Origin of the sequence: Pseudomonas sp. W15Feb34 (assembly GCF_023127765.1) — a bacterium.
GTDB lineage: Bacteria > Pseudomonadota > Gammaproteobacteria > Pseudomonadales > Pseudomonadaceae > Aquipseudomonas > Aquipseudomonas synxantha_A.
This window is the reverse complement of record NZ_SPKN01000007.1, coordinates 1-13,481: the sequence shown is the minus strand read 5'-3', so window position 1 is coordinate 13,481 and position 13,481 is coordinate 1. Positions and strand designations below refer to the sequence as shown.

11 protein-coding genes and 1 pseudogene are annotated in these 13,481 nt (G+C 62.1%); 4 read left to right on the top strand and 8 right to left on the bottom strand.

The annotated features are described in order from the left end of the window. Positions 1–7 precede the first annotated feature (7 nt). The 4 genes from E4O97_RS03450 (at position 8) to E4O97_RS03435 (ending at position 4,694) form a co-directional block, all read left to right on the top strand. Positions 8–1,276, top strand: a complete 1,269-nt coding sequence (locus E4O97_RS03450; protein WP_248130961.1) for a Zn-dependent hydrolase — start codon at positions 8–10, stop codon at positions 1,274–1,276. Beyond that, positions 1,273–2,676 carry an amidase gene (locus tag E4O97_RS03445; protein WP_248130963.1) on the top strand — a complete coding sequence of 468 codons (1,404 nt, stop codon included), beginning with the start codon at positions 1,273–1,275 and terminating at the stop codon, positions 2,674–2,676. The genes E4O97_RS03450 and E4O97_RS03445 overlap by 4 nt, the downstream gene beginning before the upstream one ends. 91 nt (positions 2,677–2,767) lie before the next feature. Continuing rightward, positions 2,768–3,631, top strand: coding sequence for a LysR family transcriptional regulator (locus E4O97_RS03440; protein ID WP_005787511.1), 864 nt, complete (start codon positions 2,768–2,770; stop codon positions 3,629–3,631). A gap of 58 nt (positions 3,632–3,689) precedes the next feature. Continuing rightward, a complete protein-coding gene (locus E4O97_RS03435) occupies positions 3,690–4,694 on the top strand; it encodes a LacI family DNA-binding transcriptional regulator (RefSeq protein ID WP_078821059.1) in 1,005 nt (334 codons plus the stop codon). Here E4O97_RS03435 and E4O97_RS03430 read toward each other — a convergent pair. The 8 genes and pseudogenes from E4O97_RS03430 to araG form a co-directional block, all read right to left on the bottom strand. Further along, positions 4,691–5,416: an SDR family oxidoreductase gene (locus E4O97_RS03430; protein WP_248130965.1), complete on the bottom strand. Its 726-nt coding sequence runs from the start codon at positions 5,414–5,416 to the stop codon at positions 4,691–4,693. The genes E4O97_RS03435 and E4O97_RS03430 overlap by 4 nt on opposite strands. 137 nt (positions 5,417–5,553) lie before the next feature. Next, positions 5,554–7,086, bottom strand: a complete 1,533-nt coding sequence (locus E4O97_RS03425; RefSeq protein ID WP_248130967.1) for an FGGY-family carbohydrate kinase — start codon at positions 7,084–7,086, stop codon at positions 5,554–5,556. Positions 7,087–7,090: 4 nt separating this feature from the next. After that, complete coding sequence (locus E4O97_RS03420; protein ID WP_032876446.1) at positions 7,091–8,182, bottom strand: alcohol dehydrogenase catalytic domain-containing protein; 1,092 nt, start codon at positions 8,180–8,182, stop codon at positions 7,091–7,093. A 27-nt stretch (positions 8,183–8,209) separates the two neighbouring features. Further along, a complete protein-coding gene (locus E4O97_RS03415) occupies positions 8,210–9,202 on the bottom strand; it encodes a ribose ABC transporter permease (protein ID WP_148854168.1) in 993 nt (330 codons plus the stop codon). Next, complete coding sequence (locus E4O97_RS03410; RefSeq protein ID WP_248160843.1) at positions 9,168–10,676, bottom strand: sugar ABC transporter ATP-binding protein; 1,509 nt, start codon at positions 10,674–10,676, stop codon at positions 9,168–9,170. The genes E4O97_RS03415 and E4O97_RS03410 overlap by 35 nt, the downstream gene beginning before the upstream one ends. Before the next feature lie 62 nt (positions 10,677–10,738). Continuing rightward, positions 10,739–11,659 (bottom strand): substrate-binding domain-containing protein, encoded by a 921-nt coding sequence (locus tag E4O97_RS03405; RefSeq protein WP_194440501.1) that lies wholly within the window; start codon positions 11,657–11,659, stop codon positions 10,739–10,741. A gap of 632 nt (positions 11,660–12,291) precedes the next feature. Next, entirely contained in the window at positions 12,292–13,260 is a 969-nt protein-coding gene (gene araH / locus E4O97_RS03400; protein ID WP_005787495.1) for an L-arabinose ABC transporter permease AraH, read from the bottom strand. Positions 13,261–13,269: 9 nt separating this feature from the next. After that, positions 13,270–13,481, bottom strand: a pseudogene (gene araG / locus E4O97_RS03395) (L-arabinose ABC transporter ATP-binding protein AraG); the annotation flags it as partial.

Genomic DNA, 13,481 nt, shown 5'->3' with positions numbered 1-13,481 from the left:
ATCTCTGATGAATAGTGTTGCGCAACCGCTCCAGAGCAACGCCCCGCTGATCAACCGTGACCGCCTGTGGCAATCGCTGATGGACCTGGCCCGACTCGGCGCCACGGCCAAGGGTGGCGTGTGTCGCCTGGCCCTCACCGATCTGGACCGCCAGGCCCGCGACCTGTTTGTGCAGTGGTGCGAAGCGGCTGGGTGCAGCGTCACTGTCGACGCCATCGGCAATATCTTTGCGCGTCGTGCCGGACGTAACCCCGCCCTGCCCCCGGTGATGACCGGCAGCCACATCGACACCCAACCCACCGGCGGCAAGTTCGACGGCTGCTACGGGGTGATGGCCGGGCTGGAAGTGATCCGTACCTTGAATGACTTGCAGATCCAGACCCAGGCGCCGATTGAAGTGGTGGTGTGGACCAACGAAGAAGGCTCGCGCTTCCCGCCGTGCATGATGGGTTCCGGGGTGTTTGCCGGGAAGTTCGACTTGCAGGACACCCTCGACAAATGCGACGACCAGGGCCTGTCAGTAGGTGCCGAATTACAGCGCATTGGCTATGCCGGTTCCCGTGCGGTTCTGGGCCATCCGGTCGGGGCCTACTTCGAAGCCCATATAGAGCAAGGCCCGGTACTGGAAGACCAGGCCACCACTATCGGCGTGGTCATGGGCTGCCTGGGCCAGAAATGGTTCGACCTGACCCTCACCGGCGTCGAAGCCCACGCCGGCCCCACACCGATGCACCTGCGCAAGGACGCCCTGGTCGGCGCCGCCGAGGTGGTCAGCGCGGTCAACCGTATCGCCCATCATCAACAGCCCCATGCCTGCGGCACCGTTGGTTGCCTGAGCCTGCACCCGGGTTCGCGCAATGTGATTCCCGGCCAGGTGCAGATGACCATCGACTTGCGTCACCTGCATGGGGACAAACTGCAAGCCATGGTCGATGAAGTACGCGCAGTGATCGAAACCACGGCCGCCCGACACGGCTTGACCTTTGAACTGACGCCCACCGCCGACTTCCCGCCGCTGGACTTCCACCCGGACTGCGTCAATGCCGTGCGCGATGGCGCGAGAGCCTTGGGCTTGAGCCATATGGACATCGTCAGCGGCGCCGGGCATGACGCGATTTTCGTCGCCGAACTGGGCCCGGCCGGGATGATCTTTGTGCCATGCGAAGGCGGCATCAGCCATAACGAAATCGAAAACGCCGCGCCGGATGATCTGGCGGCTGGCTGCGCGGTGTTGCTGCGGGCCATGGTCAATGCGGCGCAGGGAGTTCAAGCATGAGTGAGATCGGCCAACTGACGGCGGTGCAACTGCTCAAGCATTATCGCGACAAGAGCTTGTCACCGGTAGAGGTCACCGAAGATGCGTTACTGCGCATCGAACGCTACAACCCGGTGGTGAACGCCTACTGCCATGTCGATCCTGAGGGTGCATTGAACGCGGCGCGGGCCTCGGAACAACGTTGGTTAAAAAGTGCCCCTTGCGGCGCCCTGGATGGCGTACCAGCGTCGATAAAAGACCTCACGCTGACCCTCGGCATGCCCACGCGCAAGGGCTCGCGCACCTCATCCGCCGAGGGGCCTTGGAATGTGGACGCGCCCTTCTCGCACTTCATGCGCAAGGCTGGCGCGGTGCTGCTGGGCAAGACCACCACCCCCGAGTTCGGCTGGAAAGGCGTCACCGACAACCCACTGTACGGCATCACCCGCAACCCATGGGATACCCGCACCACGGCGGGCGGTTCGTCCGGCGGCGCCGGGGCGGCGGCGGCGTTGAACCTCGGCGTGTTGCACCAGGGCAGCGATGCGGGCGGTTCGATTCGCATCCCGTGTGCGTTCACCGGCACGTTCGGGATCAAGCCGACCTTCGGTTATGTGCCGCAGTGGCCGGCCAGCTCCATGACCATCCTGTCGCACCTGGGGCCCATGACCCGCACGGTGGAAGACAGCGTGCTGATGCTACAGACCGTGGCACAAATGGATGTGCGCGATGGCCTGATCGGGGCGCCAAGGACCACGCCCTGGCTCACCCCAGGGGCGGATCTGAAGGGCTTGCGCGTGGCTTATAGCCCGACATTCGGCTATGTGGATGTCGACCCGCAAGTCGCCAAGGTCGTCGCCCAGGCCGTGGAAGACCTGGTGCAATTGGGCGCTCATGTAGAGCAGATCGACCCGGGTTTCAGCGACCCGCTTGAGGTGTTCAGCACCCTGTGGGCCGCCGGCGCTGCACGCCTGACCGGCTCCATGAGCGACGCGCAAAAGCAACTGCTGGACCCGGGGCTGCTGCGTATTGCGCAACGGGGCGAGCGTCTGAGCCTGGACGACTTCAACGCCGCCCTGGAAGCGCGCGCCGCACTGGTCGCGCGCATGGCGGCGTTCCATGAGCACTACGACGTGCTGGTATCGCCGATGATGCCGATTACCGCGTTCGAAGCCGGGCACAACGTACCGCCCGGCTCGGGGATGAACGAGTGGATGGAATGGACGCCGTTCAGCTACCCCTTCAACCTCACCCAGCAACCGGCTGCGTCGGTGCCGTGCGGGTTGGCCGCCAATGGTTTGCCGGTGGGGTTGCATGTGGTGGCTGCTCGGTTTGCCGATGAGCAGGTGTTGAGGGTGTGTCATGCCTATGCAAAAGCCTTCCCTACCGAGCATTTGCAAGCACCTGAAACCCTGAGCTGAGATTCAATCGAAACTGTGGGAGGCATGCCCCCTCCCACAGTTTTTACCGCATTCCACTACAATGCCCTCCATTCTTCTTCCGGGGGGCTTCATGGACATCGAACTGGCACGCACCTTCCTCGAAATCACCCGCTGCGGCAGCCTCGCCGCAGCGGCGGAGAAACTGCACGTCACCCAGACCGCCATCACCGCCCGGGTCAAGAACCTGGAGAGCCAGTTGGGCAGCACGCTGTTTATCCGCAACCGTGCCGGTGCACGCCTGACCGCCGATGGCGAGGCCTTTGTGGTGTACGCCAACCAGCTGCTGCAAACCTGGGAAGCGGCGCGCCGTGACCTGCCGTTACCCGATGGCTATCGCAATGTGCTGCATATCGGCGGTGAGGTCAGCCTGTGCAACCCGCTGATGCTCGGTTGGGCCAAGGCGCTGCGCGAGCATATTCCCGGACATGCACTGCGTACCGAAATTCGCGAGGGCGAGTACCTGTTGCGTCAACTGGAGTTGGGCGTGCTCGATGCCGCGCTGGTGTTTCAGCCGCAGTACTGGCCAGGTTTGCAGGTAGAGCAAGTGCTGGAAGAAAAACTGATCCTGGTGCAATTGGCGAGCAAACCCGAGCCCTATGTGTATATCGACTGGGGCCAGGGTTTCCGCCAGCAGCATGACGCCGCCCTGCCCGACCGCGCACGTGCCGCCGTGAGTTTCAACCTGGGCCCATTGGCGCTGCAGTACATCCTGGAAAACGGCGGCGCCGGGTATTTCCGCACGCGGGTGGTGCAAAGCTATCTGGACAGTGGCGTGATGCAGCGCGTGCCCAAGGCGCCGGAGTTCAGTTTCCCGACTTACCTGGTGTATTCGCGGGCGCGGGATTCGGCGGTGTTGCAGCAGGCGCTGGCGTTGCTGCGCGAGGTGGTCAAGGCTGAAGGTGACTGGTCGCAACGCTGGGACCCGCTGATTTGAATCACACTGGGCCTGCACACATGCTAGCCTGCTGATGTGTCCTCTCGCAGCCTTACCGATGAACAAGAAAAAGTCCGTCACCATCAGCGACATTGCCAAACGGGTCGGCATGACCACCATCACCGTGTCCCGGGCGCTGAGCAAACCTGACCTGGTAAAACCCGCCACCCTGGCGCGCATCCTCGAAGTGGCACGCGAACTCGACTACGTGCCCAACGCCTTCGCGCGCGGGCTCAAGCGCAGTGAAAGCCTGATCATCGGCGTGATCACCGCCTCGGTGGACAACCCGTTCTACAGCGAAATGATCAAGGCCATTTCCCGCGAGGCGAAACAACACGGGTACACCATCATGCTGGTGGACACCGACGAACTGGAAGAACTGGAAAGCAAGGCGGTCGATACGCTGCTGGGTTACCGCGTGGCGGGGATCATCCTGTCGCCGGTCTCCGATGAGCCGAACTACCAGCCCGACTACCTGGAACGCCTGGGTAACGGCAAGACCCCTGTGGTGCTGCTGGATCGCACGATCCACGACAGCCCGTTCAGCCGCGTGGTGCTCGACAACTACCACAGCGGCATCCAGGCCGCGCACTACTTGTTGCGCCAGACGCCGCACCTCAAGCGCCTGCTGGTGCTGACTGGCCCCGAGCACTCGCGCATCACCGTGGAGCGCCTCAAAGGCTTGCGCGAAGTGCTGGCCGAGCATCCCCAGGTGCACGTTGAAGTGCAGGCGGGCGACTACACGCTGATGCCATCCTACCTGCACACCCTGGACTACCTCGCCGAACATTCGGCGCCGGACGCGATCATGGGTTTTAACCAGTTGATCACCCTCGGCGCCCTGCGCGCACTGCGCATGCACAACATCCCCCATGACAGCCTGACCATCTGCGGCATCGACCGCCTGCCCTTCGCCGATATCTTTGGCGTGCCGATCGCCTGCGTGGCCCACGACGCGTCACTGGCTGGCAGCAGCGCGGTACGTTTGCTGCTCGATCGCCTGGAAGATCCGTACAAGCCGCGGGACAAGGTGGTCATCGCCGGCCAGTTGGAGAACGGCTAGCGGCTGGTGTAACCGCCGTCGATGGGCAGGCTGACGCCGCTGATCATGCTGGCGGCATCGCTGAGCAGGAACAGCACCGGCAACGCCACTTCCGAGGGTTGCGCAAAACGCCCCAGGGGAATTGCCGCCAATGCCGGATCGCGCTTAGCCGGCTCGGACCAGGCCATGGTTGCCATCGGCGTAAGCGTCACCGTGGGGTTGACGCTGTTTACCCGAATACCAAAGCGGCCCCATTCGGCGCATTGCACGCGGGTGATCGCATCCAGGGCGGCCTTGGAGGCGCAGTAACCGAGATGGTCGTCCAGCGCCACCAACGACGCCTGGCTGGAGACGTTGACGATACTGCCGGGAATGTTTGCCGCGATCATCTTGGCCGCGACACGGCTGGCCACCAGGGCGGCGGCACGGGCGTTAACGTTCATTACCTGGTCGAAAGCCTCGGCGCTGATCGCGGCGGCGGGCTCCAGGCGCGAGATGCCGGCGCAGTTGACCAGGCCGTGCAGGGGCGGCAGGTCTTGCAGCGCTTTATTGAGGGCTGCGCTGTCGGCAATGTCCACACAGAGGGAGTAGCAGCCCAGTTCGGCCAAGGCTTGGGCGTCGCGACCAAGGGCAAAGACTTCGGCGCCGCTGTTGATCAGCTGCCGGGCGATTTCGCGACCGATACCACTGCTGGCGCCAGTGACGAGGATGCGCTGGTGGGTGAAGTTGAAGACTGCGTTCATAGATAAAATCTCAAGAACAATGAAGATCCACTGTGGGAGGGGGCTTGCTCCCGATGGCGGTGTGTCAGCTACAGATAAGCTGACTGATACACCGCCATCGGGAGCAAGCCCCCTCCCCCATTTTTAACCGTGTTGAGTCAGGTAGCTTGCAGGTTGTGCATGATCGGTTTCAGGGCCGGATACAGCTTCAGGTACTCGGTAAACGCCCGGTCATAGGCCATGACATTCTCGCGCTTGGGCTGCGCCCGTTGCTCCAGTTGCACCCAGCCTGTGTCCATCGCCTCATCACTGACCAACCCCACCGAATGCGCCGCCAGCAACGCCGCGCCCAAAGCCGCTTCAACCTCCTGGACAATGGTGTACACCGGGTAGCGGGTGACATCGGCAATGATCTGCATCCACAAATCCGAATGGCTGGCCCCACCCACCACGATCAAACGCGGGTCAAGGGAATGCGCGCCCTGGGTGCCCGCTTCGATATTGTGGCGCAGGGCAAAACTCACACCCTCCAGCACCGCGCGGTACAGGTGAATGCGGCTGTGATACAGGTTCAGCCCGACAAAACTGCCGCTGGCGCGGTCGTCCCATACCGGGCTGCGCTCGCCCATCAGGTACGGCAGGAACACCACACCTTCACTGCCCGCCGGGATCTTCCTGGCACTCTGCTCCAGCAGCACCAGGCTGTCTTGCCCGGTTGCCTGGGCCTGCTGCTCTTCGGCCTGGCAGAACTGCTCGCGAAACCAACTGACCGACGCTCCGGCGGTGATCGCACCGCCGAAGATGTACAGGTCGCGGTGGCCGTTATAGACATGCGGCATGCTCACCAGGCCGTGGTGCGCATCCACTTGCTGGTTGAGGTAACCCCAGCACATGCTGGTGCCGATCATCGCCACATGATTACCCGGCTGGGTGACGCCTGCGGCCAGAGTGGCCATGGCCGCGTCCACGCCACCGGCCAGGATGGGCGTGCCCGCCTGCAAGCCCAGGCGAGTGGCCCAGTCTGCGAGCAAACCACCCACCACCTCACCGGAATACACCAAGCGCTCGGGCATCATCGACCGCGCGATACCCAGCGCATCCAGCATCTCGCCTGACCAGTTGCGCGCCGCCACATCGTAGACACCGCCGATATTGCCGGCGCTGCTGTGGTCCACCGCCAACTCACCGGTCAGGCACCAGTTGATGTAGCTGTTGGGCGGCAGCAAGTAGCGAGTGTTCGCCCACACTTGCGGTTGATGCTGCTTGAGCCAGAGCATTTTGGTGAAACCGTAGTAGCTGTCCACCGAGTTACCGGTGACCGCGAACAGCCGCTCCAGATCCACATGCTCACGCACCCACTCGACCTGCTCGCCAGCGCGGCGGTCCATCCAGATCAGGCACGGGTGCAACGGTGTCATCTGCGCATCCACGGCAATCCCCGAGCCGCCGTACAGGCTGCTGATGCACAGCGCCTTGACCTGCCCCGCCGGCACGCCAGCCTTGGCCATGCACTGGGCAACGCAGGCTTGCACAGCGTCCAGCCACACCTGCGGCCATTGCTCGGCCCAGCGCACTTTGGGGGTATCCACGCGATAGCCCTGGCTGTGCTGGGCAATGATCGTGCCTTGGGCATCCACCAGCAGCGCCTTGGTGCTCTGGGTGCCGATGTCGACACCCATGACGTAGTTCATGTTGTTACTCATGGGCGGGCAGCACCGGTTTCAACAGCACCTTGATCGACTTGGTCGAGTTCGCCAGTTCGAACGCTTCGGCCCAGTCGTCCAGCGGGAAATCGTGGGTGACGATGCCTTTGGACGTGACCAGGCCACGCTCGAACAGGTCGATGGCAATCGGGTAGCAATACGGCCCCAGGTGCGCGCCGCGTACGTCGAGTTCCTTGCGGTCGCCGATGATCGACCAGTCCACGCTGGTCTCGGCGCCAAACACGCTGAACTCCACAAACCGCCCAAGCTTGCGGATCAGGTCCAGGCCCTGGGTGACGCCGGCCGGTACCCCCGTGGTCTCGATGTAGACATCGCAACCATAGTTGTCGGTGAGGCCATTGATGATCTCGCGGGCGTTGTCACGGGCGGGATTGATCACCACATCGGCGCCGAATTGCTTGGCCAGTTCCAGGCGCGCGTCGACCATGTCAATCACCACCAGTTTTTTCGGGGTCTTCAGCGCCGCCACCTGGACCATGCACAGACCGAGGGTGCCCGCGCCGGCAATCACCACCACGTCATCGAGCTGGATGTCGCCGCGGTTCACGGTGTGGATCGAGCAGGCCATGGGCTCCACCAGGGCCGAGTCTTCCAGGGACACCGCCTCAGGGATCTTGTGCACGATGGCAGTCTTGGGAATACGCATGTACTGGGCCATGCCGCCTTCGGCCACTTCACGCTGGAAGCCGAAAATATTGTGCACTTCGCACATCCAGTATTTGCCCGATTTGCAGAAACGGCACTTGCCGCACGGCACGATCTGTTCGGCGATGACCTTGTCACCGACCTTGACCTCGAAGTGTTCCTCGGCGCCCTCGCCCGCCTCCACCACGTAGCCGAAAAATTCATGCCCCGGCACCACCGGCGCCTTGACCCAGGGGTTGTCACCGCCCCAGAACATCGCAGCGCCGGAGTGGCACTTGCAGTCACTGGCGCAGATACCGCAGGCAGCGATGCGAATCACTAACTCATTGGCGCGGGCCTGGGGTTTGCCGATGCGTTCCAGGCGGTAGTCTTTCGGGCCGTGGCAGACGACGGCTTGCATGTGGGTGTGCTTGTCCATGGTGTTCGATCCTGTGTAGTGAGGTATTTATCGATGGCGCTGACGGCTGATAAAGATCGCCAGCAAAATGATCCCGCCCTTGATCACACTTTGGACGTAGGGCGACACGCCAAGCATGTTCAAGCCGTTGTTCAACACGCCCAGCAGCATGGCGCCAAGCAAGGTGCCGACGATCACCCCGCGCCCGCCGGCGATCGATGCACCGCCGAGTACCACGGCGGCAATCGCATCAAGCTCGAACGACACACCGGCATTGGGCTGGCCGCTCATCAGCCGCGAGGTGAGCACCAGCCCGGCTATCGCCGCGGTCAGGCCACTGATGCCGTACACCAGCAGCTTGAAGCGCGCCGCACGCACCCCGGACAAACGCACCGCTTCTTCATTGCCGCCGATGGCGTAGATGTAGCGGCCTATACGCGTGTGTTGCAGCAACACATAGGCGGCCAGGTAAGTGAGCAACATGATCAGGATCGGCACCTGCATACCGAACACGCTGCCGCGCCCGAAAAAGGCGAACCACTCCGGCAGCCCGGAAATCGGGTAGCCGTCGGTGTACATCAGCCCGAACCCACGGGCGATGCCCATGGTCGCCAGCGTGACGATGATCGGTGGCATGTGCAGGTAAGCCACGAACAGCCCGTTGCCGATGCCGAACGCCACGCCTACCAGCAACCCGGCGCCAATCGCCAGGCCGGGCGGCACGCCGGCCACCATCAAACCGGCCGTGAGCGTGCCGGATAACGCCATCACCGGCCCCACCGACAAATCGATGCCACCGGTAAGAATCACGCAGGTCATGCCCACCGCGATGATCGCGTTGATCGATACCTGGCGAGCGATATTGGAAAGGTTGCTGGCGGTGAGGAAGGTGTCACTGGCGAGGATCATCACCAGGGTCACCACCACCAGCCCGACAAAGGGATAAAACGCCGGCGAACGCAGCAGCCGCGCCAGGTTCAGGCGCAACCGGCCGGTGCCGGCGGTGTTAATGGACGTATTCACTTGAGCCCCCTGTTGCATGGCGCATGACCTCTTGAGGATTGACGGCGGACGCTTCCAGGACCTTGACGATCGCGCCCTTGTGGAACACGGCGACGCGGTCGCACATGCCGATGACTTCGGGCAATTCGGAGGAAATCATAATGATTGCGTAGCCTTGTTCGGTGAGGCTGCGCATCAGCGCGTAGATCTGCGCCTTGGCGCCGACGTCGATGCCGCGGGTGGGCTCGTCGAACACCAGCACCTCGCAGTGGTGGTTGATCCAGCGCGCGATCACGACTTTTTGCTGATTGCCGCCGCTGAGGTTAAGCACGCGACTTTCGCCGCTGGGCGCCTTGATCGACAGCTGGCGCATCAGCGCTTCGACGCTGGCGCACTCCTTGGCCTTGTCGATCAAACCCGAGGCGTTCTGATATTTGGGCAGGTTGTTCAGGGAGATGTTTTCGCGAATGCTGAAATCGGTGATCAGCCCTTCGCTCTTGCGACTTTCCGGCAGCAGGCCGATGCCGTGCGCCAAGGCTTGGGCTGGGTCGTCAAGGCTGATTTTTTCGCCGCGCAGCCACACCTCTTTGCTCACCGACGGCAGCGCCCCCATCATGCCCAGGGCCAATTCGGTACGGCCCGACCCCACCAGCCCGGCAAAGCCCAGGATTTCGCCCTTGTGCAGTTGGAAGCTGTTGTGTGGGCCATTGCGCACCAGCTGGATGTCTTTGACCTCCAGCAACAGCGGGCCGCGCTCGCAAGTGGGCTTGGGCGGGAAACTGCACTCCAGGCGGCGCCCCACCATCATCTCCACCAGGCGGTCGATATCGCTGTCGGCCACGTCGGTGACGCCCACATTGCCGCCGTCGCGCAGCACGCTGATGCGGTCACAGACCTGGAAAATCTCTTCCAGATGGTGCGAGATAAAAATCACCGCCACGCCCTGGCGCTTGAGTTCGCGCATGATCTCGAACAGCAGCTCGGCTTCGCTGGGGGTCAGGGTTGCGGTCGGTTCATCGAGTACCAGCAAGCGCGCATCCAGAGCCAGGGCCTTGGCGATTTCGACGAACTGCTGCTCAGCTACGCTCAGGTGCTTGACCGCGCAATGCAGGTCGATACTCACCCCGAGACGCTGGAACAACGCCTGCGCCGCCTCGACCATTTCGCGCTTGCGCAACAGGCCGAAACGGTTGCTCAACTCATGGCCGAGGAAGATGTTTTCTACGGCTGTGAGGTAGGGAATCAGGCTGAATTCCTGGAACACGATGCCGATACCGGCGGCAATCGCGTCACGGTAAGTCGCAAATTGCCGGGCCTGGCCGTCGATGAGGATCTGCCCTTCGTCCTGATGCTCGACGCCGCCGAGGATCTTCATCAGGGTGGATTTGCCCGCGCCATTTTCCCCCAGCAAGGCATGGATTTCGCCACGTTCCACTTGCAGGTTGATGGACTTGAGGGCCTGGACCCCCGGGTAACGCTTACAGATGTTTTCCAGCTTCAGAAGACTGCTCATACCGCCGACCTCGCGCTCAGAAGGAAGACCTGGGCCCCACGGTTTGCGTGGGGCCTGGGGATTTACCAGCTGAAGTCCCTGGCCTTGGCCTGGTCGATCAAGGTGATGTCCACCGGCACGCTGGCCGGGACTTGAGAGCCCCACTTTTTGGCCAGGGCAATGCCCAGGGCGAGGCGGATCTGGTCGCGGGGGTACTGGGCCGAGGTGGCGATGAAATGGCTGCCGGGTTTCTGGATCGCCTTGATCGCTTCCGGCGCACCGTCGACGCTCACCAGTTTCACGTCCATGCCGCTGGCTTCGATGGCCGAGAGCGCACCGAGGGAGCCGTTGTCATTCACGCTGAAAATACCCTTGAGGGTCGGCTGGGCCTGCAGCATGTTTTCGGTCACGGTCAGCGCCTGGTCACGCTCCTGCTTGCCGTTCTGGATGCTGACGATCTTGATGTCCGGGTGCTTGGCCACCGCCTCTTTGCAACCGCGCACACGTTCGAGAATCGGCACCACGGCGATGCCGTCGAGGATGGCGATATTGCCTTTGCCACCGATGGTCTTCGCCAGGTATTCACACGCCTGGAAGCCCGCGTCGAAGTTCTTCGAGCCCACGAACGAATCCAGCGGGCCGTCCGCCTGGGCATCCACCGCCACCACCACGACGCCTGCGGCGTGGGCCGACTTGACGGCGGACTGCACGCCGACCGAATCGGTAGGGTTGATCAGCAGGATATCGATGCCTTTTTGCAGCATGTCTTCGACGTCACTGACCTGCTTGGACACGTCGTGGCGGGCGTCGGTGATGATCAGCTTCGCACCGATGGTCGCGCCGGCTTCTTCCAGAGCGTTTTTCATGGTGACGAAATAGGGGTTGTTGATTTCCTGGAAGGAGGCGCCGATACGAATGGGCGCGGGCGGTGTGGCGGCAAAGGCTTGAGTACCGAAGGTGATGCCGACAGCCAGTAAACACAGGGTTTTTGGGAGCATTTTCATGGCGTGAGTCTCTGTTTTGTTTTTATTGTTAGAGCAAATGTTATCGTTAACATTTTGCCAGAAGCTAACAATTAAACAGAGGTGACGCAAGCCCCCGTTGGTCGCTTGAAGCGTGGCAGTGGATTTGGTCAGGCAGGGGCAAGCTTGATTTCGTAACGGCCTTGGCACCCACCCACCCGTCTGGATGGGCCGTGCTCGGTGAACATGTGGGAGCACAGGTATCTACGATGCGAAGCGAGCCGCTCTTGATCTTGATCTGCTTTTGATCTCAGGCGCCCCGTCAAACCACGCTGGCCGGAATTCGACAGGGATTTGGGGGGTAAACCGGCAGGGATGCCGGTTTTAGCCGCCCCGCGCCATGGATGGCGCGTGGCGGCGGCCCCCCAAATCCATGGCGGATTCGGGCACACCGAGCCTAAGCGAGGTGCCGAGTGGTGGGGCAAGAGCGTTTTGATTACTTTTGCGCTGTTCAAAAGTGAGCCGCCGTAAGGGCGGAACCCATAGCGGCCGTTACCCAAAGAACGGATATGTACTCAGTCTGATCCAACACCCCGGTCGGCCCTGAGGCCGCCTTCGCGAGCAAGTCGAATCGTCGCACCGCCCTTCCATATTTGATCTCCCGAAGGCTTGAATCAACGTTGTTTCATACGGTCAATAACAACGGCCAAAAGCAGGATCGAACCGCGAATCACGTACTGGTAAAACGTGTCGATGTTCTTCAGGTTCATTGCATTCTCAATGATCGCCAGGATCAACACCCCGGCAATCACATGGCGGATCATGCCGATGCCGCCACTCAGGGATACGCCGCCCAGCACACAAGCCGAAATCACTGTGAGCTCGAAGCCTTGGCCGATCATCGGCTGGCCCGAGGTCATGCGTGACGCCAGGATCACTCCAGCCAGGGCGCCGATCAGGCCGTGCACGGCGAAGATCAATATCTTGGTGCGATCAACGTTCACCCCCGCCAACAACGCAGCTTCCGGGTTGCCGCCGATGGCCATCGTGTTGCGCCCGTAAGTGGTGTAGTTGAGCAGCCAACCAAAAAACAGAAAGCACACGATGGTGATCAGGATCGGCACCGGCACACCGAACAACTGGCCGTTGCCGAACACAAAGAACTGTTCCTGAGACACACCCACCGCTTTGCCGTCGGCGAAGATGTACGCCAGGCCGCGCACGATCTGCATGGTCGCCAGGGTGGTGATCAAGGCATTGACGCGCAGCTTGGCGATCACGATGCCGTTGATCAGCCCCACCATCAGGCCCATCAACAATGCAGCGCCGATGCCCAGCATCACGCTGTCGGTATCGCGCATCACAATCGCCGCCACCACACCGGCACATGCGATCACCGAGCCCACCGACAAGTCGAAGTGCCCCGACGCCAGGCAGAACAGCATGGTGCACGCAGCAATGCCCACCGTGGATATCGCCAAGCCCAGCCCACGCATATTCAGTGGCGAGAGGAAGTTATCGATCAGCAGCGCGCACAGCACGAAGATGCCCACCGCCGCCAACAGCATCGCCCAGTTGTCGAGCAATGCGCGCATATCGAGGGGTTTGCGTGCCGAAGGCAGCGCGTTGTTTTGAATGGTCATGGTCTTCTCTCAGTTCGCCAGGCCGCGCGGCAAGGCCAGCTGCAGCAGGTTGGATTCAGTCGCGTGCTCGCGCAGTTGTTCGCCGCGCATGGCGCCTTCGCACAGCACCAGGATGCGGTCGGAAATGCCCATCACCTCCATCAGGTCGCTGGACACCACGATCACCGCTATGCCGCTGGCCGCCAGGTTATGGATGATCTGGTAAATCTCCGACTTGGCAC

What these genes read in the sequence shown, in the direction of transcription:
- E4O97_RS03450 (WP_248130961.1), top strand. Translation starts at nt 8, where the DNA reads ATGAATAGTGTTGCGCAACCGCTCCAGAGCAACGCCCCGCTGATCAAC.
- E4O97_RS03445 (WP_248130963.1), top strand. Translation starts at nt 1,273, where the DNA reads ATGAGTGAGATCGGCCAACTGACGGCGGTGCAACTGCTCAAGCATTAT.
- E4O97_RS03440 (WP_005787511.1), top strand. Translation starts at nt 2,768, where the DNA reads ATGGACATCGAACTGGCACGCACCTTCCTCGAAATCACCCGCTGCGGC.
- E4O97_RS03435 (WP_078821059.1), top strand. Translation starts at nt 3,690, where the DNA reads ATGAACAAGAAAAAGTCCGTCACCATCAGCGACATTGCCAAACGGGTC.
- E4O97_RS03430 (WP_248130965.1), bottom strand. Translation starts at nt 5,416, where the DNA reads ATGAACGCAGTCTTCAACTTCACCCACCAGCGCATCCTCGTCACTGGC.
- E4O97_RS03425 (WP_248130967.1), bottom strand. Translation starts at nt 7,086, where the DNA reads ATGAACTACGTCATGGGTGTCGACATCGGCACCCAGAGCACCAAGGCG.
- E4O97_RS03420 (WP_032876446.1), bottom strand. Translation starts at nt 8,182, where the DNA reads ATGGACAAGCACACCCACATGCAAGCCGTCGTCTGCCACGGCCCGAAA.
- E4O97_RS03415 (WP_148854168.1), bottom strand. Translation starts at nt 9,202, where the DNA reads ATGCAACAGGGGGCTCAAGTGAATACGTCCATTAACACCGCCGGCACC.
- E4O97_RS03410 (WP_248160843.1), bottom strand. Translation starts at nt 10,676, where the DNA reads ATGAGCAGTCTTCTGAAGCTGGAAAACATCTGTAAGCGTTACCCGGGG.
- E4O97_RS03405 (WP_194440501.1), bottom strand. Translation starts at nt 11,659, where the DNA reads ATGAAAATGCTCCCAAAAACCCTGTGTTTACTGGCTGTCGGCATCACC.
- araH (WP_005787495.1), bottom strand. Translation starts at nt 13,260, where the DNA reads ATGACCATTCAAAACAACGCGCTGCCTTCGGCACGCAAACCCCTCGAT.